The following is a 25,066-nucleotide window of genomic DNA, read 5'->3' as shown; positions in this document are numbered from 1 at the left end:
GCTGCAAGCGGCGGACTTGGGAATTCCGCCGGAGCACGACCCGGCGCACCCGCGCTGCACGCACCCGCACCTACGCGAGCGGCTACCGGCGGCCCGCGCGCCTACGCCGCCGAACTGCGCTCGACGCTGGCGGCGGTGGGGTTGTAGGCGGTGACAGGGGCGCCGCAGGGGGATGTTGGGTTTCGCCGTTGGCTCTACCCAACCTATCGCTGGGAATAGGCTGCTTGGTAACCACCGCTAAGGAACCCTGGGACGGTTACTTTGGCGGTTATTAAGGTCGGTGCTTAAAACTGGTTTCAGAAGGGAAAGCAAGCGCTGCTTGGCTTCTCGGTGTATTTGCAAGAAGTCATGTTGGATGACGCTGCTTTCTAAGACGCTAAGCGTCTTTCTTTATAGGGTTTTTACGCCCGTTGCCCTCCGTCGGAATAGAGATTTAACGCCTTCCGTCTCTAGCCTGTACCCGAGTCTTAATCAACTCGGGGAGCCATCATGCTCGATCTCGTTTACTTGCTTTTGGCCGGTGGTTTCTTCGCCACGGGCTACTGGTTCATCGGCTTTGCTGACCGGCTCCGGGGAGGTGGTGCATGATCATCGAACTGATAGCCGGCGGCGTTATCGTTGTCGGTCTGGTGGCGTACCTCGTCTACGTCCTCTTCAATCCATCGACGTTTTAGGAGAGGGCAGCCATGTCGACTTCCGATTTTCTCCAAATCGCCCTCTTCATCGGCGTGCTGCTGGCACTTACGCCGTTTGTGGGTGGTTATATGGCGCGCGTCTACAGTGGCGAGCGCACCTTTCTCACACCTTTGATGAGTCCGCTGGAGCGGGGTATCTACCGCCTTTGCGGTGTTGATCCGCAAGCTCAGCAGCGCTGGACCGGCTACGCGGTGGCCATGCTGGCGTTTAACGCTTGCGGCTTCCTGTTGCTGTTTCTCATCCTGCGATTGCAGGGTTATCTGCCGTTCAATCCGGAGGGAATTCCCGGGATGTCGGCGGATCTTGCATTCAATACCGCGGTGAGTTTTACCACCAACACCAATTGGCAGGCCTATAGCGGCGAGTCAGGTTTGAGCTATCTGAGCCAGATGATGGGGCTCACCACCCAGAACTTTGTCTCCGCGGCGACCGGCATGGCAGTGCTGGTGGCGCTGATCCGCGGGCTGGTGCGGCGCGACGGTACTGTCGGCAGCTTTCCGGTCGATTTGGTGCGCACGCTGCTGTACATCCTGTTGCCGCTCTCGCTGCTGGCGGCGATCGTGCTGGTTGCCGAGGGCGTACCGCAAAACCTTTCGGCTTATGTGCCCGCCACCACAGTGGAGGGTGCGCAGCAGACGATCGCTCAGGGGCCGGCCGCTTCGCAGATCGCGATCAAGCAGCTGGGCACCAACGGCGGCGGCTTCTTTGGCGTCAACTCAGCACATCCGTTGGAGAACCCGACGCCAATCTCGAACTTTCTGGAGATGGTCTTCATCCTCCTGATTCCGATGGCGCTCGTGTACACCTTCGGCAAGATGGTTAAGGACCGCCGTCAGGGATTGGCTATCTTCGCCGCGATGGGTGTGCTGTATCTGGCCGGTCTGTTCACTGTGTACTTCGCAGAACAGAACGTGCACCCGGAGCTTGCCGCCGCCGGTATCGAGACCAGCGCCGGCAACATGGAGGGCAAGGAGACCCGCTTCGGGGTGGTCAACTCTGTTTTGTGGGCGCAGTCGACCACGGCGGCTTCCAACGGCTCGGTCAACAGCATGCACGACAGCTTCACGCCGCTTGGCGGCATGATTCCAATGTTCAACATGATGTTGGGTGAGGTGGTGTTCGGCGGTGTCGGTGCGGGCCTCTACGGCATGTTGATCTTCGTGGTGCTGACGGTGTTTATCGCTGGCTTGATGGTCGGGCGTACGCCGGAGTATCTGGGCAAGAAGATTGAGGCCAAGGAAGTGACACTGGCGTTGATTGCCATCTTCACGCTGCCGCTCGGCATCGTGGCCTTCAGTGCGGTCGGTTCGGTGCTGCCCGTCGCTGCGGCGTCGATTCAGGAGGTCGGCCCGCATGGCCTGTCAGAGATTCTCTACGCCTACAGTTCGGCCACCGGTAACAACGGTTCGGCTTTCGCCGGCTTCGGCGCCGACACGCCTTACCACAACACCATGCTTGGTATCGCCATGCTGGTCGGACGGTTCTTTATGATCCTGCCGGTGCTCGCGATTGCCGGCAGCTTGGCTGCCAAGCAGCCGGTCGCCGCTTCTGCCGGCACTTTCCCGACTCACGGCCCGCTGTTCGTCACCCTACTGGTCGCCGTCGTGTTGATTGTCGGCGGTTTGACCTTTTTCCCGGCGCTTGCATTGGGGCCCATTGCCGAACACTTGGCGATGATCCAAGGCATGCAGTTCTGAGGGTATGAGCATGAGTAAGCATCGAACTGAAGACACTCGGCTGCTCGACAAGCAGCTACTGCAACAGGCGTTGGTCATGAGCGTGAAAAAGCTCGATCCGCGCGTGATGTTCCGTAACCCGATTATGTTTGTGGTCGAAGTTACCGCCGTCTTTGCGACCGTCCTCTTTCTCGCCGGACTCGGTAGAGAGGGAAGTGCGGTGGCGGGACAGATCTGCCTGTGGCTATGGTTCACCGTGTTGTTTGCCAACTTCGCCGAGTCGCTGGCGGAGGGGCGAGGTAAGGCGCGGGCTGACAGTCTGCGGCAGACCAAGTCCAGCACGCAGGCGAAGAAGCTGTCGCGGCTCGGCGCGCGCGGCTACGAGCTCGTGCCGAGCGAGACGCTGCGCAAGGGAGACCTCGTGTTGGTGGAAGCCGGCGATACGATTCCGGCGGACGGCGAGGTGGTCGACGGTATCGCCTCGGTGAATGAAGCCGCCATCACTGGCGAGTCGGCGCCGGTGATCCGAGAGAGTGGTGGTGACCGCTCCGGGGTGACCGGCGGCACCGTGGTGGTTTCGGATGCAATTCGGGTGCGGGTCACCGCTAACCCCGGCGATAGTTTCCTCGACCGTATGATCGGCCTGGTCGAAGGCGCGAGTCGGCAGAAGACGCCGAATGAGATTGCGCTCACCATCCTACTGGTCGGGTTGACCATCATCTTTCTGGTCGTAGTCGCCGCGCTGCCGCTGTACGCGGCCTACTCCGGTGCCGTCCTTCCGACGGTCTTTCTGGTAGCACTCCTTATCACGCTGATTCCGACCACTATCGGCGGGCTGCTGTCGGCGATTGGTATTGCCGGTATGGATCGACTGGTGAAGGCGAACGTGGTCGCCAAGTCGGGCCGCGCGGTGGAGGCGGCCGGGGATGTCGATACCTTGCTGCTCGATAAGACCGGCACCATCACCTACGGCAATCGCATGGCCCACGCCTTCGTTCCGGTGGGTGGGGCGAGCGAACAGGAGTTAGCCGAGGCAGCGTTGCTGTCTTCGCTGAGCGATGACACGCCGGAAGGCAAGTCGATCGTCACCCTGGCGCGCAAGCGCTACAAGCTGAGTATCAACGAGGGGGCGATCGCTGAGTTTGTGCCTTTCAGTGCTCAGACGCGGATGAGCGGGGTCGACTTGGAGAACGGTGTCGAGATCCGCAAGGGTGCGGTCGACTCGATGCTGCGTTATGCAGGAGGCCGAGAGGCCGCAGTGAGCGGTGGGGAAAGCTTGATGGTTGCCCCGGTCGAGCTTAAGCCGGTGGTGGAGCGTATCAGCAAATCCGGTGGTACGCCGCTTGTGGTCGCCCGTGATGGCCATCTGCTCGGCGTGGTGCATCTTAAGGATATCGTCAAGCCCCATATCCGCGAGCGCTTTGAGCAACTGCGGGCGATGGGTATTCGCACGGTGATGGTTACCGGCGACAACCCGCAAACCGCCGCCGCCATCGCCGCTGAGGCGGGGGTGGATGACTTCCTCGCCGAGGCGACGCCCGAGCGCAAACTAGAGCTGATTCGTGAGGAGCAGGCTAAGGGTCGGCTCGTCGCCATGTGCGGCGACGGCTCCAACGATGCTCCGGCACTCGCACAGGCGGACGTCGGCGTGTGCATGAATGACGGCACGGCGGCGGCGAAGGAGGCGGGCAATCTGATCGACCTCGACTCGGACCCAACCAAGTTGATCGAGGTTGTGATGATCGGTAAGCAGCTGCTCATCAGCCGCGGTGCACTGACTACCTTTTCAATCGCCAACGATGTGGCTAAGTACTTCGCTATCATTCCGGCGCTGTTCATGGCGGCTTACCCGCAGCTTGCGGCGCTGAACGTGATGAACCTGACCTCGCCCGAGAGTGCGATTCTTGCGGCGGTGATCTTCAACGCGCTGATCATCATTGCCCTGGTGCCGCTGGCGCTGCGCGGTGTGAAGTATCGGGCGGCGAGTGCTGGTGCGCTTCTGCGTAACAACTTGCTGGTCTACGGTCTGGGCGGTCTGATCCTCCCGTTCGTCGGTATCAAGCTGATCGATCTTGTTATTACCGGCCTTGGGCTGGTTTAGGAGCGCATCATGATTCAGCAACAAATCTTCAGCGCCCTGCGGTTGATCGTCGTCGCTACCTTGTTGTTCGGGTTGGCGTATCCACTGGGGTTTACCCTCTTCGCGCAGACGATGTTTCCGCACCAGGCCGGTGGCAGCCTGATTGAACGCGACGGCCAGGTGGTCGGTTCTCGTCTGGTGGGGCAGGTGTTCACCCAGGTCGAATACTTCCACCCGCGGCCGTCGCTCGCGGGCGATGGCTATGATGCCGCCGATTCCGACGCTTCTAATCTCGGCCAGACGAGTGCCGAGTTGTTGCAGTTAATGAGTATTCGTGCGGAGGCTTTCCGGGCGAGCAGCGGCGATGGACCGGTGCCCATAGAGCTGGTAACCGCCTCTGGCAGCGGCCTTGATCCGCATATCTCGCCAGCTGCGGCCGCGCGACAGGTAGCGCGAGTAGCGGCGGCACGTGGCCTAGCGGAGCATGAGGTCGAGGCCTTAGTGATACGGTTCACTGAGGGGCGAACTTTCGGCATACTCGGCGAGCCCCGCGTCAACGTGTTGGAACTCAACCTTGCATTGGATTCGCTGGCTGCCGATGAGTCCTGAGAGAGGCAAGTGATTTTTCAGCGTTTCCCTAGACCGAGCACGGTTAACGCCGCGCTCGGTTTTCCCGTTTTTGAGGTTTGCGATGAACGACGACGGCAAACGCCCTTCGCCCGACGCCTTGTTGGCAGAAGCTAGCCGCGACGAACGCGGCAGGTTGAAGATCTTCCTCGGCGCGGCGCCCGGAGTAGGCAAAACCTACGCCATGCTGAACGCGGCGCGCCAGCGCTTGGCCGAAGGCGTGGATGTCGTCGCCGGTGTGGTCGAGACGCACGGTCGCTTGGAAACGCAGGCGCTAACGCGCGACTTACCGTTTGTGCCGCCGCGCAGGGCGAGTTACCGCGGGCGACAGTTCGACGAACTTGATCTGGATGGGGTGCTTACGCGGCGCCCTGCGCTGGTGCTGGTCGACGAGCTAGCGCATACCAATATCCCCGGCAGTCGTCATCAGAAGCGCTGGCAGGACGTCGAGGAGATTCTTGCGGCCGGTATTGATGTCTACAGTACGCTCAACGTGCAGCACTTGGAGAGCCTGAACGACATCGTCGAGCGCATTTCCTACGTCAAGGTCCGTGAGACGGTACCTGACGCTGTGCTTGAGCGTGCCGATGATCTAGAGCTGATCGACCTGCCGCCCGAGGAGCTAATCCAGCGGCTCAACCAAGGCAAGGTCTATGTGCCCGAGCATGCGCAGCGCGCCATTCAGCATTTCTTTAGCCGGGGCAACTTGATGGCGTTGCGGGAGCTGGCCATGCGTGCGGCCGCCGAGCGGGTCGGTGCCGATATCCTGAGCTACATGCAGGCGCGTGCCATTGAGGGGCCTTGGCCGACTCGCGATCGGATTCTTGTTTGCGTCAGTCACGCGGCCGGCACCGAACGGTTGGTGCGTCTGGCCAAACGTCTGGCGGACCAGCGACAGGTACCTTGGATCGCCGTGCACGTCGATTCTGCCCGCGAGGCACTCGACGAAGAAGCGAAGGGAAGGGTGCATGAGGCGCTGGCGCTGGCCGAAGAACTCGGCAGCGCAACGGCGAGCGTGAGCGGCTACGATGTCGCTGCCGAGATTCTAGCCTATGCACGGAGTCACAATGTCTCGCAGATCGTGGTCGGTCGTGGCGGTGCCGGAATAGGGTGGCGGCGCTGGCTGCGAACCTCGCTCGGATCGCGCTTGCTACGGCAAGGAGAGGACTTCATCGTCACAGTCGCCGGCCGTGCTGAGCCGGAAGCCGTTTCCAGACCCAGAACGGCCGAGCGCAACGCCCTGTTCTCGCTGCGGCCTTATGTCGAGGCGACCGGCGTGGTAGCCTTGGGTGCCGGTGTGGCTTACCTGATGAGTCTGTTCCTCGAGACTCCGCACCTGACGATGGCCTTTCTGGCCGCAGTGTTGGTGGTAGCTTTGCGCCAGGGCTTAGGGGCAGCTTTGTACGCGAGCTTTGTCGGGTTCTTAGCCTTCAACTTTTTCTTTACCGACCCGCGGGGTACGCTCGATGTCTATCATCGAGAGGATGTCGTTACCCTGGTGTTTTTCCTGTTGGTTGCGGTTATCAGCGGTAACGTCGCGGTGCGGGTACGTACCCAGGTCGAATCCATTCGCGCCAGTGCTCGCCTCAATGCCTTGCTGTCCGACTTCAGCCGGCGTATCGCCCGCGCGGTGGGTTTGGACGATTTGGTCTGGTCGGTGTGTGAGTATGTCAGCGAGAGTTTGAACTGTCGTGCAGCCGTGCTACTGACGGACGAGCACGGCGCGGTGCACCTGGCTGCTGGCGATGCCGGCCGCGAAGGCCTACTCGACATGGACCGTGCCGCCGCGGAATGGGCCATCGAGCACAACGAGCCTTCAGGGCATGGTACCGGAACTCTGCCGGCGTGCCGATGGTATTTCATCCCGCTACGCGCTTCCGGCAAACCCAGCGGTGTGCTGGGCGTGCGCCGTGAAGAGCGCCGTTTTGCGCTTAGCGTCGAGCAACGGCGGCTGCTTTTTTCGATGCGCGACCAGGCGAGTGTGGCGTTGGAGCGTATGCGCCTGGCAGAAGAGATTGAGCGGGCGCAATTGGTGTCGGAAACGGAAAAGCTGCGGCAGGCACTGCTTTCTTCGGTATCGCACGATCTGCGCACTCCGCTGGTGTCGATCATGGGATCGACCAGCACCTTGCTCGAGATGCAGAACAGCTTGCCAGTTGATCAGCAGCGAGAGCTTCTTACGACGGTCCTGGAGGAAGCGGAACGTTTGAACCGCTTTGTCCAGAATTTACTCGATATGACCCGACTGGGCTACGGCGCTATTGTGCCTAACATGCAGTGGTCTGACCTTCGCGATAGCGTTGCCGATGCGATGCGCCGCCTGCGTAGGGAGCTTACCGACCACGCTGTCGAACTCGACTTTCCGCAAGCTTTCCCCTGGCAGTTTTTCGATCCGTTGTTAGTGGAGCAGGTTATGGTCAATCTGCTAGACAACGCTGCCAAATACTCGCCGGCCGGCGCACCGATTACCGTGCGCGCTCGGTTGATCGGCGACGACGTCAGGATCCAGGTGATCGACCGCGGTCCGGGTATTCCGCGCGGCGAGCGGGAGACGGTGTTCAGTATGTTCCACCGGGTTCGACAAGGCGATCGGCGGACGTCCGGCGCGGGACTAGGACTCGCCATCTGCCGGGGCTTTATCGAAGCCATGGGTGGGCAGATCGTGGTCAAGTCCGGAGAAAATGGCATGGGTACCATGATCGAGTTCACCCTGCCGGCGACGCGGCAGCCGCAGTTGCCTCAGGAGGATGCATGAACGACTACGCTGCCACTATCCTTATTATCGACGACGAGCCGCAAATCAGACGCTTTCTCAAGATAGGCCTTGGCGGTCAGGGATACGCCGTGCTTGAGGCGGGGTCCGGCAAGGAGGGGTTGGCCTTATGCGCGGCAAAGACTCCGGACCTTGTGATTCTCGATCTGGGACTGCCCGATATGGATGGCCAACAGGTGCTGGAAGAGCTGCGGGTCTGGAGCCAGGTGCCGGTAATCGTTCTGTCGGTACGCTCGTCGGAAGCGGAGAAAATCGCCTCACTCGATCGCGGAGCCGACGACTACGTCACTAAACCTTTCGGAGCCGGGGAGCTCAATGCGCGTATCCGAGCGGCCTTGAGGCATCGGCCGCAGGGTGAACCGCCATTACAGCAGTTCGAGATGCGGGGGTTAAGTATCGATTTACCCAAGCGGCGCGTGGTGCTCGACGGCGAAGCCATTAAGCTTTCTAAGAAAGAGTTTGATCTGTTAGTCCTGCTGGCGCGGTATGCCGGACGTGTGCTTACCCATCGGCAGATCTTGCGCGAGATTTGGGGTGCCCACCATGAGGAGGACACGCAGTATTTGCGGGTTTACATCGGTCAATTGCGCCAAAAACTGGGCGATGATCCGACCGTTCCTCGGTTCATCCTCAACGAGCCAGGCGTGGGGTATCGGTTTCTCGATGAGGACGAAGACGCCTAACCTGGTTCTTATAAGTTCCTTACGGAATTCGCTCCATTTACGAATCGCTTCCTTATCGTGTTTGCGACGAAACTGCGGCGAAGCACTGCCGGTGCTTTACTGCAGCAACAGCACGAGGAAGTCGATCATGAAATATAGCTGGATCATAGCTGCCGCGGGACTGATGCCGCTGACCGCAGTTTCGCAGCCTTTCTCTACTAACATTGGCTACACTACCGACTATATTTATCGCGGGATCAGTCAAACGTCGGAGGAGCCGGCCGTTCAAGGCGGGTTCGACTTCAAGCACGGTACCGGGTGGTATCTTGGGACCTGGGCCTCAAGCCTGAACTTTCAGGACGACAGTGGCGCGCACGTCGAATTCGATGTGTATGGCGGCTACCGTATCGCTGCCGGAGGTGCCGGCTACGATTTTGGGATTCTTTACTACAGTTATCCGGGCGCTGCCAGCAGTCTCGATTACGATTTCATCGAGGCCTACGCACATACTAGCTACGGCTGGCAGTACGTCGATTGGACTGCGGGACTGCATATCTCGCCCGATTTTTTCGGCGGAGTCGGCCCTGGTGTATATGGTTTTTTAAGCGCTGTATTGCCGCTGGGTGAGCGCATGAATCTAGCCGCCGATATTGGTAGGCAACTGTTGGATGATGCCCTCGACTACACACATTGGAGTTTAGGTGCCGGCCTAGACGTACAGGGGTTCTCGCTCGATCTTACCTACCACAATACGGATTTGGCGGGAGAACCTTTGGCCGATGCGCGCCTGGTTATGACCGCGCGACGTTCCTTCTAACAGCTTACTAGGGAATTGTTCAGTACCTTGGGCAGGGATGCCCAACATGGGTGCGCAACCGGAATAAGGGTTTAAACCGACAGCGCTCGGGGTTTCGTATTCACAATCACGAATAGAATTTTTATACGCTCGAATTGGATACTAAGCGGTCCGCAATAGAACGGTCCGCCACACATGACTCATTGCTGCCTTCTCACACCTATATCTATCTACTATTCGTGGAGTGAGCTGTGTTAAGGCCGATCCTGCGAATCCTGGGCATCTTGCTCGCGTTTTTCAGCGTAACGATGATTCCTCCGCTGATTGTTTCCGTGCTTGTCGGGGACGGGGCACATATGCCCTTTTTGTTTCCGGCTTGCTCATCCTGGCTACCGGATTGCTGCTTTGGTTCCCACGCCGGCGCTCTACGGAAGAGCTGCGCACCCGCGATGGTTTTCTGATAGTCACACTATTTTGGCTGATGATCTCGGCAGCCGGAAGCCTTCCGCTGATGTTCGGTACGGACCCGTATATATCCTTTACCGATGCGATGTTCGAAAGTATGTCCGGGCTAACCACGACCGGGGCTTCCATTCTCGACGATATTGATGGATTACCGCTCTCGATTCGTTATTACCGCCAGCAGCTGAATTGGCTTGGGGGATGGGAATCGTCGTGCTGGCGGTCGCGATCCTGCCTACCCTGGGCGTGGGAGGCATGCAGCTTTATCGGGCCGAGATGCCGGGTCCGACCAAAGAAGCTCGCCTTACGCCCCGTATCGGTGAGACGGCAAAGGCGCTTTGGTACATCTACGTGGGGCTTACTCTGGCTTGTGCCATTGCCTACTGGGTTGCCGGGTTATCGGTGTTTGATGCAATTGCCCATAGTTTCTCCACCATATCTACGGGCGGGTTCTCGCCCTACGGAGACAGCCTGGGCCATTTTGACAATCCCGCAGCCGAGATGGTCGGTGCCTTGTTCATGTACTTGGCAGCGGTAAATTTCTCGTTGCACTTTTTTGCATGGCGTCGGCGTAGTGCGACTCACTATTTTTCGGACCCTGAGTTTCGCTTCTACGCTTTCCTATTGGCGGGGGCCATCATGGTCGTTGTCGTGGGCCTGGTGCTGACCTCGACGCTGCCGACGCTTCAAGCCATTCGCTACGCTATTTTCCAAGTAGTCACCTTCTCCACGAACACGGGGCTTGCGACCACAGATTACTACAATTGGCCGGGCGGCTTCCTGGTGATGCTGCTGTACTTGAGTATCATCGGCGGCTGCGCCGGCTCGACCGCTGGCGGTATAAAGACGCTTCGGGCGGTGCTACTCATAAAGCAGGGCGGGCGAGAGGTGCTTCGCCTAATTCACCCGCAGGGCGTTATTCCGCTCAGATTTGGCAGCCAAGTTGTTAGTAACAACGTTTCGACTGCCATCTGGGGGTTTTTTGCCGTATACATGGCGGTGTTTGCTCTTTCGATGCTCGCTTTGATGGCGGTCGGGCTGGATCAGGTAACGGCTTTTTCGGCGGTGATTGCCACCATTAACAACCTTGGCATCGGCATCGCCGGCGTTGCCCCCGGCTTCGGACACCTCACCGATACCGCAAAATGGGTGTTGATCGCATTGATGCTTATGGGGCGGGTGGAGATCTTTACAGTGCTTATCCTGTTTATGCCGGCGTTCTGGCGTCATTGAGCAGTGCATGTCCGCCTTAGCTCGGACGGCTAGCTACGCGCCTTGTAGCTGGCCGTCCCGCGTAGCGAGAAGGATTCTAGGCGTCGAAGCCGAACCACTTATCCAGTTGGGCGTGCGCTTCCTCGATGCCCGTTCGCTTGAGCGACGAGAACAGTTGCGCACTGACATGAGGATAGTCGTTGCGAAGCGTGCTGCGGACTTTTTGCAACGTTGCCATGCCGGGGCCGCGTTTGAGCTTGTCTGCCTTGGTCAGCAGGATGTGCAAGGGCAACTCCAAGTCGCGGCACCAGTCGAGCATGTGCCAGTCGAACTCGGTGAGCGGATGGCGCACGTCCATGATCAGCATGACGCCGCGCAGTTGTTCGCGCTCGCTAAGGTATTCGGGTAACGCGGCCTGCCACTGCCGTTTGATGGCTTCCGGGACTTTGGCATAACCGTAGCCGGGCAGATCGACCAGGGCATGCGTATCGTCAATCGGGAAGACGTTGATCTGCTGTGTCCGCCCCGGCGTCTTACTGGTGCGGGCCAGCGCCTTTTGATTGCAGATGGTGTTGAGTGCGCTCGATTTGCCGGCATTAGAGCGCCCGGCGAAAGCAACCTCTATGCCTAGATCGTCGGGCAGCACGTTAATGTGGGGGGCGCTTAACAGGAAGTGGGCACGATGATAAATCGGGTTCATGACGTAGTTTGCTCGGCTGTTACTTGCCATCCGTTGCGGCGACGTGCGGCTCGAAAATAAAATCAACCCGGTCTAGTTTAGTCATTCGCGAGTGGTGGAGCGAGCACTATTAGCCTGTGAACCGGTTCCCCTTCCGGCACATGCATTGGGCTGCTAAATTGACCGCTTGAACGCCTACTGGTATAAATGCGCAGCTGATTTTCCTGCCTTGTTCGGTGCTTGTAAGGGGCCGCGAGGCGTTTGGTTGGAGGTAGGGGGATCACCGTTTTCCTTACGCCTGACGCTCGTACAGCCGCCTGGGAGTAGTCTCTAACATGAAGAATTGGTTTATCGCGCTCTTCACCGCCGCCGCTATCGGCACCGTTGCCACCGCTTCGGCTCAGCAAGGGGATGTTTCTGCCGGGCAGCAGTTGTCTTCCACTTGCGTGGCGTGTCACGGCGCCGACGGCAACAGCGTGAATCCGGAGTGGCCGAAGATTGCCGGCTTGGATGAGCAGTACATCTTTACGCAGCTTCAGCATTTCCAGACCGGCGAGCGGGAAGATCCGTTAATGAGTCCGGTCGTCGCCGATCTGAGCGAAGAGGATATGTGGAATCTGGCGGCTTACTATGCCGGCCAGGCTATGACTGTCGAGGAAACCGACGAGCAGTTAGCCGAACTGGGCGAGCAGATCTACCGCGGCGGTTTGGCGGATAAAGGCGTTGCAGCGTGCATGGCTTGCCATGGTCCGACCGGCTCGGGTATCCCTTCGGCCGGTTTTCCGCGCATCGGCGGCCAGCATGCGGCGTATGTCGCTAGCGCGTTGCAAGCTTATCGCAGCGGCGAGCGGGCAACGGACCGGAATCGCATGATGCGCGATACGGCCGAGCGCTTGTCGGATGAGGAAATCCGCGCGGTGGCCTCCTACGTGGCCGGCCTTTACCGCGTCGAGCGCGACTAAGAGGTTGCGCTTCTCGGGTGTGATCGTAGAGCGTCGATAAGCGTGCAGCGCGGCGCTCTACGCATACCCACTGATTGTTTTGTAGTTCTCCCGGGGTTGGTGTTCTTCTGCCCCAAGTTTCGGCCTCAAGGCCTGCGTGGCACTCATGTCCAGCGAATCCAAGCGCGTATCTAAATCCCGTAAATCGAAATCTACCGGCGCCATACTGCTGGAGTTTCTCGGCTCCATGAATTTGGCCATCACTTTGTTGGTGGCGGTGGCTATTGCGTCGATCATTGGTACGGTTGTGCAGCAGGGGCAGCCGTACAACGATTATTTGCTCAAGTTCGGCCCGTTCTGGTTCGAGGTTTTCGAGAGGCTCAGCCTTTACGATGTGTACTCGGCAGGGTGGTTTTTAGTCATCCTGACTTTTTTGGTCATCTCTACCTCGGTGTGTTTGTACCGCCACACGCCCGTGATGTGGAAGGAAATGACGCGCTTTCGCGAGCAAACTCGGGAAGCTTCGCTGCGCGTGCTGCGGCATAAGGGCGAATGGTCCGCAGCCGACGCCAAAGTCGCGGAAGCGATTGTGCAGTCGGCATTAAGCGGCAACGGTTATCGGTTCCGCCGTAAGGGCGACGATAAAACCGTCGTTTACGGGGCGATGAAAGGTCGCTGGAACCGCGGCGGGTATATTTTTACGCATTTGGCGATTGTGGTTATCTGCGTCGGCGGCTTAATCGACGGTAACTTGCCGCTGCAATGGCGTGCGATGACCGGTAGTTTGGAAGTTGAAACGCGAGCGGTGCGCGTTTCGCAGATTCCGCCGCAAAGTTGGTTGCCCGATACTAATCCTTCCTTCCGGGGTTCGGTCACGATTCCCGAAGGTAAGCGGGCCGGTGTGGTGTTCCTGCCCTTGCGCGAGGGGGTCGTTGTTCAGCAGCTGCCCTTTGTTATAGAGGTTGAACAGTTCCGGGTCGAGCATTACGAGACAGGGCAGCCGAAGTCGTTTGAAAGCGATTTGGTGATCCACGACCCGGAGCTTGACGAGCCGCTGCGGCAAACGATTGCGGTTAACCATCCGTTGATTCACCAAGGGTTTGCGATTTACCAATCGAGCTTCGGCGATGGCGGTTCGGAGCTGCAATTGCGGGCGTGGCCTTTGCGAGGCGGTCCGGATGAAAAGCCGCAGGAGTTCGAAGGCGAGGTTTTCCAGTCGCAGTCGTTGGAGATTGCCGGCGAGACGCGGACGCTGGAACTCGAGGACTTCGAGGTTTTCAATGTGCGTCCCGATGTTGTCGAGAGCGGCCGTCGGTTTCGAAACGTCGGCCCCAGCGTCATCTACCGTTTGCGCCTACCAACCGGCGAAGCCTTGCAGTACGAGAACTTCATGCTGCCCATTCAGCAGGATGACCGGTGGTATTTCTTAAGTGGCGTGCGCAGCGCAATCGCCGAAGAGTTTCAGTATCTACATATTCCGGCTGATCCTAACTACCGGCTCGATCGTTTCATGAATTTCCTGGAGGCGCTGCGCGACCCGCAAACGGTGGAGCAGGCGGCGCTGCGGACCAGCGAGGAATTGTTGCAGAGCTTGGCGGTTGCCGATCCGGAGTTGGCCCCGGCCGTGGCTCATACCGCCACCGATATGGTGCGGCGCCTGTTGGAGGGCGGCTTCGGCGCGGTTGAGCAGCATGTGACGGAACGTTTGCAGGCCGATGCGGTCGAACCTGCGAGGCGCGAGGTGATGCAGGAGTTCTCGCGGACTGTCTTGCAGCGTACCTTGGCCCGTATTTATCAGGATGTCGTGACCGAAGAAGCGGGCGAGGTAAGCCCGATTAGTCTCGACGAATGGGATCAGCAGTTCTACGTCGATGCGCTGGCCGCCATTTCGGCGTTGCCCGAGTACGGTGCGCCGATGTTTTTGGAAGTAACCGGCTTTAACCATATCCAGGCGACCGGCTTGCAAATCACCAGGGCGCCTGGACAAAATGTGGTTTACTTTGGCAGCGCCTTGTTGATGATTGGGGTGTTCCTGATGTTTTATGTGCCGTATCGCCGGGTGTGGACCTTGGTGAAACGGAACGACGACGGTAGCGCCCAGGTTCTGCTCGCCGGCACGGCGAAGCGCGATCCGCTTGGTTTTGAGAAGGACTTTGCCCGGCTTAAACTGGAGCTGACGCAACGGCTTGCAAAAGGTTCCGAAACAGCAAATAACACGGCAGGTACCCGTAATGGCGACACCTAACGATGTGCTTAACGCCGATTACGAGCGGCAGGGTTTTCTAAGCAGCTTAAAACCTTTCGATTGGGTTTGGATGGTGGCCTGCGTGGTGGGCTACCTCGGCGTGCTATCCGTTTACGGCCCGGCGATGGACCGCTACGAGCACGCTATCTTAGTCGGAACGGTAATTTCCCTCATGTGGCTCGGTTGGTACTGGAAGCCGATTCGGGTTTATGGGTTGGCGGTGGCTGCGTCGACGACGTTAGCGCTGTTCATTTATCCCGATATGGCGGCGGGTGAGGAGCGTTTCCTGCTCAAGTACTTGCTCTCCAGTCAGTCGGCGACGATGTGGATGTGTGCCTTGTTCATCGGGGCGACGGTGGCTTATTTTGCCGCGTTGCTCTCTCGTAGCGCTTTCGTCGGTAAAACCGCGGCCGGAATGACATGGTGTGCGGCCGCTTTCGGTTTGATCGGACTTTTAGTTCGCTGGCACGAATCGTACCTGTTATGGCCGGGTCACGGTTATATCCCGGTTGCCAATCTGTACGAAGTGTTTATCCAGTTCGCCGTTGTGACGGCCTTGCTCTATCTTTACTACGAAGAGCGGTATCGGACGCGGGCGCTCGGCGGTTTCGTTATGTTGGTGATTTCCTCGGCGGTGATATTCCTGCTGTGGTATCACTTCGACCGCCAGGCTCACGAAATCGAGCCGCTTATCCCTGCCTTACAGAGCTGGTGGATGAAGCTGCATGTGCCGACCAACTTCGTCGCCTACGGGGCGTTTGCTGTCGCTGCAATGGTTGCGGTTGCCTATTTGTTTAAGTTGAATAATCCGGAAGGTAATATCCTCGGGCGTTTGCCGAGTTTCGAGCAGATGGACGATGTGATGTATAAAACCATCGCGCTCGGTTTTGCCTTCTTTACGTTGGCGACGATCCTCGGAGCCTTATGGGCGGCGGAAGCCTGGGGTGGCTACTGGTCGTGGGATCCGAAAGAGACGTGGGCGCTAATCGTGTGGCTGAATTACGCGGCTTGGTTGCATTTGCGCTTTACGAAGGGTTGGCGCGGCGCGCCGATGGCCTGGTGGGCCATTATCGGGTTGTTCGTTACCTTATTCGCGTTCCTGGGCGTTAATTTGTTCTTGTCCGGGCTGCATTCGTACGGCGCGCTGTAAGGGTGCCAGGGAAGGGCGCGCTCCGATTGGCGCGGTTTCGGATACGATAGTATGGAGGCCCGCGGGGCGGAGGATTGATCATGAAACGCTTGATTCTCGGTTTGGCAATAGGCGTGTCGATGTTGTTCGGCGCGACGGCGGTGGCGGAAGCGCGCTTTGAAGCGGGCCGCGACTACGAGGTGTTGCCTACGCCGGTAGAGACGGCGAACGACGATAGTGTCGAGGTGCGTGAGTTCTTCGCTTATAGCTGCCCGCATTGCTTTACCTTCGCCGGGCCGATGCACGATTGGGCGGAGAACCAAGCGCCGGAAGAAGTGGAATTCATTCGGACACCGGTGGTTTTCAGCGATTCTTGGCGTCCTTTGGCACAGGCGTATCATACGGCCGAAGCGCTCGATATGGTTGAACAGACGCATATCGCCCTGTTCTCGGCAGTGCATAACGAGCGCAGGCGTTTTCGCAACGCAAACGATCTGGCCCCTTTCTTCGAAGATCACGGTGTCGACCGGGAAACCTTTTTCAATACCTTTAACTCCTTTGTTGTCGATATGAATGTTCGGCGCTCGGAGCAGGTCATTCGCGATTTTCGTATTACCAGCACGCCGAGCGTGGCCGTCGCCGGCAAGTATATCGTTAACCCCAGTATGGTCGGCAGCCATGAGCGGATGTTGGAAGTGATCGACTATCTGGTGCGGAAGGAAATTGCCGAAGGGGCGTGAGGGGTGTTAAAGCGCTCTCGGTAGCTGTTGCCGGACAGCTTGCTAGAGATCGGCGGGGCTCGCCCACACAACATTAGCGTGTTAGATTTAAAATGATCGGCTATGCGGATGAGCCGCTTAAGGCTCATCGGCATAGCAGCCGCTGTCGCTCATAGGGCCCGTGCGGTAAGACGAGCGTCGGGTTTTCCTACGTAGTAGTCACCGGCTTCTACGGTTAGATTGACCTCATGTGACCGTTCAGGAGGGGCCGTAAAGCACGATGTCGACGTTTCCGCGTGCCGGAGCCGGCTCCGTCGTCCAGGGCGACGAGGCGGCCGATAAACATCCAGCGGCTGGCGGCGAGGCTCCTAGGCTCTCGTCGCTACGCTTGATGAGCTATAACATCCAAACCGGTATTGAGACCCGGTATTTCGGGCACTATCTGACGCGTGGTTGGCGCCACGTGCTACCGCACCCTACCCGCCTGAGTAATCTCGACCGTATTTCGCAGTTGATTTCCGGTTTCGATGTTGTCGGTTTGCAAGAAGTCGATGCCGGCAGTTTTCGTAGCGGCTATATCAACCAAGTGGAATATTTGGCGACGCACGCTCAATTTCCGTGTTGGTATTCGCAGACGAATCGAAATCTAGGGAAGGTTGCTCAGCACAGCAACGGTATCCTGAGCCGGTTCAGGCCGTTCGCGGTTAATGAGTATAAACTGCCAGGTATGATCCCAGGGCGTGGGGCGCTGGCGATGCGTTTTGGCGCCCCCGAGGCCAGTTTGGATGTGGTGATTGTCCATTTGGCCCTGGGACAACGCACGCGTATGCGGCAGCTCGATTTCGTGGCGGAGTTGTTACAGGATTTTCAGCATCCGGTTGTGATGGGGGATTTTAACTGCCGGTCGATGAGCCTAGAGATCGATCGCTTATGTACTCGCGGCGATCTCTGCGAGCCTTTGCATCACTTGCATACGTTCCCCAGTTGGCGGCCGCAACATAATATCGATCATATTCTCGTGGCGCCGACGCTTAAAGTAGAGAAGGCGGAGGTGCTCGACCATCCGCTCTCGGATCATCTGCCTATCGTGATGCAGGTCGGCCTGCTGAGAACTTGAAGTTATTGCCTTGGCCGCACATGGCGCTGGAGCCGCCGTTTCCTTAACGGTCTGCCACGCCCTTTGCCCATAGTTTCCGGAAATCCTTGGCAGGCAGCGGCTTGCTGAATATATAGCCTTGAATCAAGTCGCAGCCTGCCTCTTGCAGGAACTGAAGCTGTTGCTCGGTTTCTACGCCCTCGGCAACCACTTTTAGCTGTAGCTGTTTTGCTAAGGCTAGAATAGCGATCACGATCGCTTTGTCGTCGCTGTCGGTGAAAATGTCCTGAATAAACGAGCGGTCGATTTTGAGGACGTTAACCGGCATATGTTTGATTTTCGCCAATGACGAATAGCCGGTGCCGAAGTCGTCGACAGCGATGCCGACGCCAAGCTCCCGTAAGTGTTGCAGTAGCGGCAAGCCGGCGGCTTCGCGTTCCATCAACGCGCTCTCGGTGATTTCCAACTCAATCTGGGTGGCTTGCAGGCCTTGAGCGGCAATGACGCGGTCCAGAGCGTTGGCGAGCCGATGGTCGAGTAGCTGTAGACCCGATACGTTGATCGAAATCCGGGGGAGGGTGCCAAGCGGATTGTGCCAATGCCTTAGCTCGGCGCAAGCGGTGTCGAGCACCCATTCGCCGAGTGGTGCAATAAGGCCGCTTTCTTCGGCGATCGGGATAAACTGGTCGGGGCCGATGGTGCCTAGCTCGGTGTCGAACCAGCGTAGTAGGGCTTCCGCTCCGATGATGCGGCCGCTTTGGCAATCGACCAGCGGTTGATAATGCAGGGTAAATTCGCCGTGATCGACCGCGCGTCGTAACCGGCCCCTGAGTAAGTTGTGGCGAGCGGCGGTTTCTTTGAGTTTCCGAGTATAGCGGCGAAGACTGCCGCGCCCGGCTTGCTTAGCCTCATGCAAGGCCATCTCGCCAAACCGAATGAGACTATCGACGTCTTCGGCGTCGTCGGGATAGCGTGCAATGCCGGTACAACAGCTAACCCGCAGTTCCTGTTCGTTGATGATAACGGGTTTTACCAACTCTTCTTGAATCCGTCGCGCGAGCGGCATGAATTCTTCGGTTCCGGCTTCGATCGGCAACGTTAGTAAGAATTCGTCGCCGCCCCAGCGGCCGAGGGTGTGCCGGTCGCCGAGGAAGCGCTTGAGTCGATCGCTCAGCGTTCTTAGCAATTGATCGCCGACGTCGTGACCGAGCAGGTCGTTGACTGCACTGGAATCGTCCAGATCAAGCAGCACTAATACAAAGGGAGCGCCTGACTGGTCGATGTCGGCTTTTAGCTGACGCCGTAACTGGGTCCGATTCGGTAAGCCCGTCAGGTCGTCGTAAAAGGCCAGTTGTCTGATCTTTTCTTCCGATTGTTTACGCTGCAATGCGCTGGCAAACAGCTCGCCGGCATTTTTAAGAAAATGCACTTCGCCATCGGTCCACTCGCGGCTGCTCGCATTGGCATCGAAGCCGATGAATCCGTCTAAACTGCCGGAGAATACGATGGGCACGATCACAATCGCGTTCGCATCCCGATCTAAAAAGGTTTGGCGCTCGCTCTCGGCTTCTGCCGGTAGCTGTTCGACCGCGCTGATGCGAATAATCTCCTGCGCCTGTAAGCGGCTCATCAACCAGGGGAAGTTCTCGTTCGGGATCGGCTTACGGTACCCCAGACGCGAGCGGATGGTGTCTTTACGCCAGCCGTGTGTGTTGAGCATATGACTACCGTTTTCGCTAAGACGATAGATATACGCGCGGTCCACCGCAAAGTAACGGCCCATTTCCCCTAATGCCTGGTCGATCACGGCGTCGATATGGCGCGGCTCGACATTAATGAACTGGCTCGATAAACGGCTTATCAAGCGCTCCATGTCGTAGCGTGCTGCCAGTGCGAGGTCGGCGGCTCGGTGGGCGCTGATATCGCGCGCGAACCAAAGGACCGTTTGCCGGTTTGGCAAGGGGTAAACCGTGCAGGAGAAATATCGTTTTCCCGAGGCCAGAGGCATGCTGTAGTCGAATTGGATCTGGCGCTTCTCGTGTAGCGCTTCTCGAATTCGCTCCAGGCAGCAGTCGGCAATGCTTTTGGGTAGAACTTCGTGAACCGTCCGGCCGGTCAGTGCTTCGTCCGGACAGTACAATAGCTTTCGGCTGCTCTCAGCGACCTTTAAATAGCGCCCGTCGGCATCAAACAGCAATACCACGTCACTGCTCGCTTTGAGTAGTGCACGCAGCTCGTCTTCGGAAAATTGCGCGGCGAGTGAATCGAGGGTGCTGAGAGTTGCGGTTTCGTCCACGCGCGGGTGACGCGAGTCGATCATGCGTAACTAATCTCCGTCGGTTCCCGCGTTAGAGTTTGCACCGTGTTCATATCGCTGAAAGGCTGCGGGCGGTTTGCTAACAGGCTGTTGAACGTCTGACCCAGGTCGGCTCTATTGCAGCGCCGTCGATAATCTACTGTCGTTAATGCGTTCTTCCGCAGCCTGCAGTTCAAAGATGGCGCGCCCGGCAGGATTCGAACCTGCGACCTTCGGCTTCGGAGGCCGACACTCTATCCAACTGAGCTACGGGCGCTCTGTTCTGAGAGCGCTAAGGATAGCGCGTCTGGGGGTTCTAAATAAAGTGCTCTGGCAAAATATTCGTCACTTCTTACACAATCGGCCTCCCGACTCGCTCTGACGCAGGGCGATGATCGCGTCGGTTCGACCGCATTAGTCCGTTGTTAGTTCATCGGAGCGCGGGTAGCGAATCTTTTAGCGTTTGCCGAAGAAACTCCAAAAACACCCGTACTTTTAGCGGTAGAAAACGTCGCGAGGGAAGGGCTGCGAAGAAATCCAGCGTCTGTAGCTTCCACTGCGGCAGGATGCGGATCAGGCGGCCGGCTTGGAGATCGGCGCCAACGATGTATTCCGGCAGCGGCGCGATACCTGCATCCCGCATCGCCAGTCGATATAGCAGCTCCGCGTTGTTGCTGGTGATTTGCCCTTGTCTGAGCGGCCGTACGTCCCAGCTGCCGTCCGGTCCGGTGAGCTGCCATGGACCGCGTGCGACCTCGTGCGAGACGTCGATCAGGGGGTAGTCCGCCAGTTCAGGGGGGCGTTTCGGGCTGCCATAGCGTTCGACGAAAGCCGGTGTCGCACAGAGTACCACCTCGCAGGAAAAGAGCTTGCGTGCGGTAATACCGCTGTCGAACCCTTCTCGGGCGCCAAGGACGACAATATCGTAAATGCCTTCCACAACCTCGGGTGCTTGCTCCGAAAGCGTCAGATCGACGCTGACTTGCGGATATTGTGCAGCGAAGGCAGGCAGATACGGCGATAAGCAATGCAAGCCGAAAGATACCGGGGTATGGACGCGGACTCGGCCGGCCGGTGCGTGGGCATCGGCACCGAGTGTCGCTTCCGTATCGTCGATTTCCTCCAGAATAGCGCGGCAGCGCCCCAAATAGCGCTGGCCTGCTTCGGTAGGCGAGATTTTGCGGGTACTGCGATTAAACAGCCGTACGCCGACGTGGTTTTCCAGCTCCGCAACGGCGCGACTCGCTTGCGCCGTAGATATGCCGATTTCCTCGGCGGTTTTGGTGAAACTGCCGAGTTCGGCTACCCGGGTAAAGATGTGCATGCAGCGTAATTTATCCATACCGCTATTGTTGCATATTCCGCAAGGCAGGTTTCTGTCTGAGTTCTTAATTGCGCAATCATAAAAGGTTACGCTCATCTCTGTACTAAAGAGACACCAGGGGGTCGATGGCTATCTCCCGGAGTCAATCCGCCACATCGCGGTATAGAGAGTGGATCGAATGAAGCGAAGCAAAACAGTCGCATTTGGCGTTATCGGCGGCCTTTTCGTGGGTCTTATTGGGTTTGGTTTGATTGCCGCCCAAAAGCCTGGCCCGGAATGGTTGCATGGTGAGGTCGAGGTGCGAGAAGTGCGGGTAGCGGCAAAAGTAACGGGTCGCGTGGCTTCGATGCCGGTTCGGGAAGGCGATTGGATTGAGGCGGGCGATCTGCTGTTCGAACTCGACGGGCCCGAGATTCGTGCCCGCTACGAGCAGGCATTGGCCGCGCAGGAAGCGGCAGAGGCTATGCGCGATCAGGCCGAGGCCGGTGCCCGTAGCGAAGAAGTCGAGATGGCGCGTCTGGAGTGGAAGCGGGCGCAGGCGCAAGCGGAGTTGGCCGACACGAGTTACCAGCGCATTCAAGCTATGGCGGATGATGGCTTGGTACCCAGGCAGCAGCGGGATGAAGCTTATGCCCAATGGGTGGGCGCGCGCGAACAGGCGAATGCGGCTCATGCCCGGTACCAAATGACGCGTGCCGGTGCCCGTCAGGAGGAGCGTCGGGCTAGCGAAGCACAGGCCCGTCAAGCAGCCGCTGCCCGAGCCGAGGCGGAAGCGATCAAAGAGGAAACCCGGTCGGTTGCACCGCGCAGCGGCGAGGTGGCGACGATCGCGGTGGAGCAAGGCGAGCTCGCCGCTGCGGGTTTTCCGGTACTGACTTTGGCCGATCCTACCGATACGTGGGTTGTCTTCAATGTGCGCGAGGATCGTCTGCGCGGCTTGCAGCCGGGGGTGGAGTTCGACGCTTTTGTGCCTGCTTTGGAGGCGTCTTATACCTTCAAGGTGACGCGACTTTCGGCCTTGCCCGATTTCGCGACCTGGAAGGCTGCACGCGGCACCCCGGGTTACGATTTGCGTACCTTCCAGTTGGAAGCGCGGCCGGTTGAGCAGGTCGACGGTTTGCGGGCGGGTATGACTGTTATTTATCGGGCGGAGTAAACCTCGTGCAGCAACCGGGATTCTTTGCCGTTGTCGCCCGTGAGTGGCGCCATCTATTGCGAGATCGCAGCGACGCTTTCTTCGTGTTCGGTTTGCCGTTGCTCTTGGGGTTATTACTAGTGTGGACTTTTGCGTCCGCAACGCCCCGGGGGCTGCCGGTATTGGTGCTCGATCAGGATGGCAGCCACGAGTCGCGACAACTAACGCGTCTTATCGATGCGGCGCCGGGCGTGTCGGTGGCGCAAAGGACGCCGATAGCAGGCCAGGCTTGGGAGGCACTTGAGACGCGCCAGGTCTATGGTGTGGTGCATATTCCTAGAGGGTTTACCGATGAGTTGGTTGCCGGGCGTCGGCCGACGGTGCAGTTTCAGCATAACGCGCAGTACGCGACGCATTCCGCGCAGCTACGTCGCGATGTGCAAATGGCCGTGGCGACCTTCTCGACGGCGGTGGAACTGACGGCCGAACAACGACAGGGCCGGCCTAATCCTTATGCCCTGGACGCTGCGCAACCTATTCCGGTGGCTAGCGAGACCTTGTTCAACGAGAGTCTCGACTATCAGCGCTTCTTAGCGGCTGCATTATGGCCCGCCGTACTCCAAATGGTGCTGATGATCACGGCCGTTGCCGCTGTCGGCCGCGAGTTACGCGACGGCACGGCGCAGCGATGGTTGGACGTGGCCGGTGGCGGCGTGACGACCGCAGTGGTGGCTAAGCTACTCCCTTACGCGGTGTTCTACTTTGTTTTGTCCGTCGGCATGCTGCTTTGGCTAAGCCTTGGGCGCTCGATTCCTGTCGCTGGCAGCGTGTGGGTGTTGGTCGTCGGCTTGGCATTGCTGGTGGCTGCGGGCCTGAGCCTCGGTTTATTGGCCGTAGCGTTGGTCCGTAACTACCGGATGGCGTTAAGCGTGACGGCTTTCTACACGGCACCGGCATTCGCTTTTGCCGGTCATGCCTTTCCGCTCGCCTCTATGCCCGTAGGGGCTCAGGTGTGGGCGGCGCTTTTACCATTGACATACTGGTTGCCCTTGCAAAACCAGCAATGGCTAGCCGGCGCGCCTGCGAGTTATGCGCTTGGCCTGCTCGGGGCGCTGGCGCTCTATGTACTGATTCCACTCGTTTTAGGCCTGCTGTTGCTACGGCGACGGGGGTTTTCGCCAGAGGCCTGGGGGGCGCGATGACGGTTCGTGACGGTTTTGTGCAAACGTGGTCCGAGGTGCTGGGCGATAAGGGTGCGTTTTTGTTGCTCTTCATCGCGGTGTTGCTTTATTCCTTCTTCTATCCTTTGCCGTACAAGCACGAAACGGTCGAGCAAGTGGCTTTTCTGGCGGTGGATCTCGATCGCAGTCCCGCTTCGCGCGATCTTATTCGACGGGTGAATGCTGCGCCGCAACTGGAGCTGCAGGGCGTGGTGGACGACATAAGAGTGGCGCAAGCAGCCATATGGCGAGAAGAGGTCGTGGGGGTGTTGGTTATTCCGGACGGGTTTAACCGTCGCCTTGCTGCCGGCGAGCAGAGCCCGGTACAGGTATCGGGGCATGGCGGGTATCTGCTTACCAACAGTGCACTGCTGACGGAAACGACGGCCGCCGCGCAAGCGATGGGGGCAGAGTTGAAAGTGTTTCGGCGCCAACTAGAAGGTTTGCCGCCTCAACAGGCTATCGCAAGCCCCCTGGCGTTGGAGGTCATGCCGCTTTACAACCCTCGCGAAGGCTACGGTAGCTATGTGGTGCCGGCGGTTCTTGTGATGCTATTACAGCAGACCTTGCTGGTTGGTATGGCGTTGATTGTGGGCACCTGGCGGGAAGAACAGCGAGGTCCGCACGGCCGCCGTGCCTATTTCGGGGTATTTCTTGCGTTTGCCCTGATTGCCTTCTTGAATGCCTTGTATTGTTTCGGTTTTGTGTTGTGGTACCAGGATTATCCTCGCGCTGGAGGGCTGTTCTCGCTGTTAGGCTTCTCGGCTATATTTGCATTGGCTTGTGCCGCTTTTGGCCTAGCCTTGTCCTTACTGTGGCGGCGGCGTGAGCAAGGCTTACAGTTGCTGTTGCCAACGGCGATCCCGCTGTTTTTCCTGTCCGGCTATCCATGGCCGGCGGAGGCTCTACCTCCGGCGCTCGATGTGCTTCGTTGGCTCGCGCCTAGCACAAGCGGTATTCAAGGCTTCATTGGCTTGAATCAAATGGGCGTAGCTTTCGGTGCGGTTATTCGCGAATCTCTCTTGTTGATAGGTATTACCCTTGTTAGCCTCGCCATTGTTTGGCGGTTTTGTCCTCGTACGCCTTCACGGTTAGATTTGCCGGTGCAGCGGCCAGGGCAAGGTGCTAGTCCGCCGGCGTAGTGGCTCTATGGCAAGGGCAGGACGTATGGCTGTCATGCCTGCTTACCGGCGAGCCGTGCCCCCGTTGTCCGACTTTAAGGACGGCAGAGGGGGCAGTTTTTCCTGTCGAGGCTGAAACGGCAAGAAAAACCGCGGTCATTTTCGCATCCGGAGCAG

At 58.5% G+C, this 25,066-nt stretch carries 18 protein-coding genes, 1 tRNA gene and 1 pseudogene; 16 read left to right on the top strand and 4 right to left on the bottom strand.

Annotation, left to right across the window (positions count from 1 at the left end; all coding sequences use genetic code 11):
- Positions 1–584 precede the first annotated feature (584 nt).
- From kdpF to CAI21_RS08275, 8 genes and pseudogenes are all read left to right on the top strand, one after another.
- The gene (gene kdpF, locus CAI21_RS08310) at positions 585–674 is read left to right on the top strand and encodes a K(+)-transporting ATPase subunit F (protein ID WP_116301851.1); all 90 of its coding nucleotides are present in this window, start codon (positions 585–587) and stop codon (positions 672–674) included.
- Positions 675–686: 12 nt separating this feature from the next.
- Positions 687–2,393 (top strand): potassium-transporting ATPase subunit KdpA, encoded by a 1,707-nt coding sequence (gene kdpA / locus CAI21_RS08305; protein WP_116301850.1) that lies wholly within the window; start codon positions 687–689, stop codon positions 2,391–2,393.
- Positions 2,394–2,403: 10 nt separating this feature from the next.
- A complete protein-coding gene (gene kdpB / locus CAI21_RS08300; RefSeq protein ID WP_116301862.1) occupies positions 2,404–4,473 on the top strand; it encodes a potassium-transporting ATPase subunit KdpB in 2,070 nt (689 codons plus the stop codon).
- 9 nt (positions 4,474–4,482) lie between these two features.
- Positions 4,483–5,061: a potassium-transporting ATPase subunit KdpC gene (gene kdpC / locus CAI21_RS08295; RefSeq protein WP_116301849.1), complete on the top strand. Its 579-nt coding sequence runs from the start codon at positions 4,483–4,485 to the stop codon at positions 5,059–5,061.
- A gap of 82 nt (positions 5,062–5,143) precedes the next feature.
- The gene (locus CAI21_RS08290; RefSeq protein WP_116301848.1) at positions 5,144–7,834 is read left to right on the top strand and encodes a sensor histidine kinase; all 2,691 of its coding nucleotides are present in this window, start codon (positions 5,144–5,146) and stop codon (positions 7,832–7,834) included.
- On the top strand, positions 7,831–8,535 hold the full coding sequence (locus CAI21_RS08285) for a response regulator (protein WP_116301847.1): 705 nt from the start codon (positions 7,831–7,833) through the stop codon (positions 8,533–8,535). Before CAI21_RS08290 ends, CAI21_RS08285 begins: the two co-directional genes overlap by 4 nt.
- A gap of 127 nt (positions 8,536–8,662) precedes the next feature.
- A complete protein-coding gene (locus CAI21_RS08280) occupies positions 8,663–9,331 on the top strand; it encodes a TorF family putative porin (protein WP_181919321.1) in 669 nt (222 codons plus the stop codon).
- Positions 9,332–9,554: 223 nt separating this feature from the next.
- Positions 9,555–11,005, top strand: a pseudogene (locus tag CAI21_RS08275) (TrkH family potassium uptake protein).
- 76 nt (positions 11,006–11,081) lie between these two features.
- Here CAI21_RS08275 and yihA read toward each other — a convergent pair.
- The gene (gene yihA, locus CAI21_RS08270; protein WP_220347796.1) at positions 11,082–11,684 is read right to left on the bottom strand and encodes a ribosome biogenesis GTP-binding protein YihA/YsxC; all 603 of its coding nucleotides are present in this window, start codon (positions 11,682–11,684) and stop codon (positions 11,082–11,084) included.
- Between the two features lie 314 nt (positions 11,685–11,998).
- Here yihA and CAI21_RS08265 point away from each other — a divergent pair, with 314 nt between their 5' ends.
- The 5 genes from CAI21_RS08265 to CAI21_RS08245 all read left to right on the top strand — a co-directional run bounded on the left by CAI21_RS08265 (position 11,999) and on the right by CAI21_RS08245 (position 17,814).
- Positions 11,999–12,625: a c-type cytochrome gene (locus CAI21_RS08265; protein WP_116301844.1), complete on the top strand. Its 627-nt coding sequence runs from the start codon at positions 11,999–12,001 to the stop codon at positions 12,623–12,625.
- Positions 12,626–12,770: 145 nt separating this feature from the next.
- A complete protein-coding gene (locus CAI21_RS08260) occupies positions 12,771–14,849 on the top strand; it encodes a cytochrome c biogenesis protein ResB (RefSeq protein WP_220347795.1) in 2,079 nt (692 codons plus the stop codon).
- Positions 14,836–15,999, top strand: a complete 1,164-nt coding sequence (gene ccsB / locus CAI21_RS08255) for a c-type cytochrome biogenesis protein CcsB (RefSeq protein WP_116301843.1) — start codon at positions 14,836–14,838, stop codon at positions 15,997–15,999. Before CAI21_RS08260 ends, ccsB begins: the two co-directional genes overlap by 14 nt.
- Positions 16,000–16,079: 80 nt before the next feature.
- Positions 16,080–16,718, top strand: coding sequence for a thiol:disulfide interchange protein DsbA/DsbL (locus CAI21_RS08250; protein WP_116301842.1), 639 nt, complete (start codon positions 16,080–16,082; stop codon positions 16,716–16,718).
- Positions 16,719–16,977: 259 nt separating this feature from the next.
- Positions 16,978–17,814: an endonuclease/exonuclease/phosphatase family protein gene (locus tag CAI21_RS08245; RefSeq protein WP_258868915.1), complete on the top strand. Its 837-nt coding sequence runs from the start codon at positions 16,978–16,980 to the stop codon at positions 17,812–17,814.
- A 43-nt stretch (positions 17,815–17,857) separates the two neighbouring features.
- Here CAI21_RS08245 and CAI21_RS08240 read toward each other — a convergent pair whose 3' ends face one another.
- The 3 genes from CAI21_RS08240 to CAI21_RS08230 form a co-directional block, all read right to left on the bottom strand.
- The gene (locus CAI21_RS08240; RefSeq protein WP_116301841.1) at positions 17,858–20,113 is read right to left on the bottom strand and encodes a sensor domain-containing protein; all 2,256 of its coding nucleotides are present in this window, start codon (positions 20,111–20,113) and stop codon (positions 17,858–17,860) included.
- Positions 20,114–20,289: 176 nt separating this feature from the next.
- Positions 20,290–20,366 (bottom strand) — tRNA-Arg (locus CAI21_RS08235).
- 153 nt (positions 20,367–20,519) lie between these two features.
- The gene (locus CAI21_RS08230) at positions 20,520–21,431 is read right to left on the bottom strand and encodes a LysR family transcriptional regulator (protein WP_181919320.1); all 912 of its coding nucleotides are present in this window, start codon (positions 21,429–21,431) and stop codon (positions 20,520–20,522) included.
- Between the two features lie 160 nt (positions 21,432–21,591).
- Here CAI21_RS08230 and CAI21_RS08225 point away from each other — a divergent pair, with 160 nt between their 5' ends.
- The 3 genes from CAI21_RS08225 to CAI21_RS08215 are packed head-to-tail and all read left to right on the top strand — an operon-like array spanning position 21,592 to position 24,910.
- A complete protein-coding gene (locus CAI21_RS08225) occupies positions 21,592–22,569 on the top strand; it encodes an HlyD family secretion protein (protein WP_116301839.1) in 978 nt (325 codons plus the stop codon).
- A 5-nt stretch (positions 22,570–22,574) separates the two neighbouring features.
- The gene (locus tag CAI21_RS08220; RefSeq protein WP_116301838.1) at positions 22,575–23,750 is read left to right on the top strand and encodes an ABC transporter permease; all 1,176 of its coding nucleotides are present in this window, start codon (positions 22,575–22,577) and stop codon (positions 23,748–23,750) included.
- Positions 23,747–24,910, top strand: coding sequence for an ABC transporter permease (locus tag CAI21_RS08215; protein WP_181919319.1), 1,164 nt, complete (start codon positions 23,747–23,749; stop codon positions 24,908–24,910). Before CAI21_RS08220 ends, CAI21_RS08215 begins: the two co-directional genes overlap by 4 nt.
- Positions 24,911–25,066 lie beyond the last annotated feature (156 nt).

Source organism: Alkalilimnicola ehrlichii (genome assembly GCF_003399765.1).
Taxonomy (GTDB): domain Bacteria; phylum Pseudomonadota; class Gammaproteobacteria; order Nitrococcales; family AK92; genus AK92.
The sequence above is the reverse complement of the archived record's forward strand: the minus strand, read 5'-3'. Positions and strand labels throughout refer to the sequence as shown.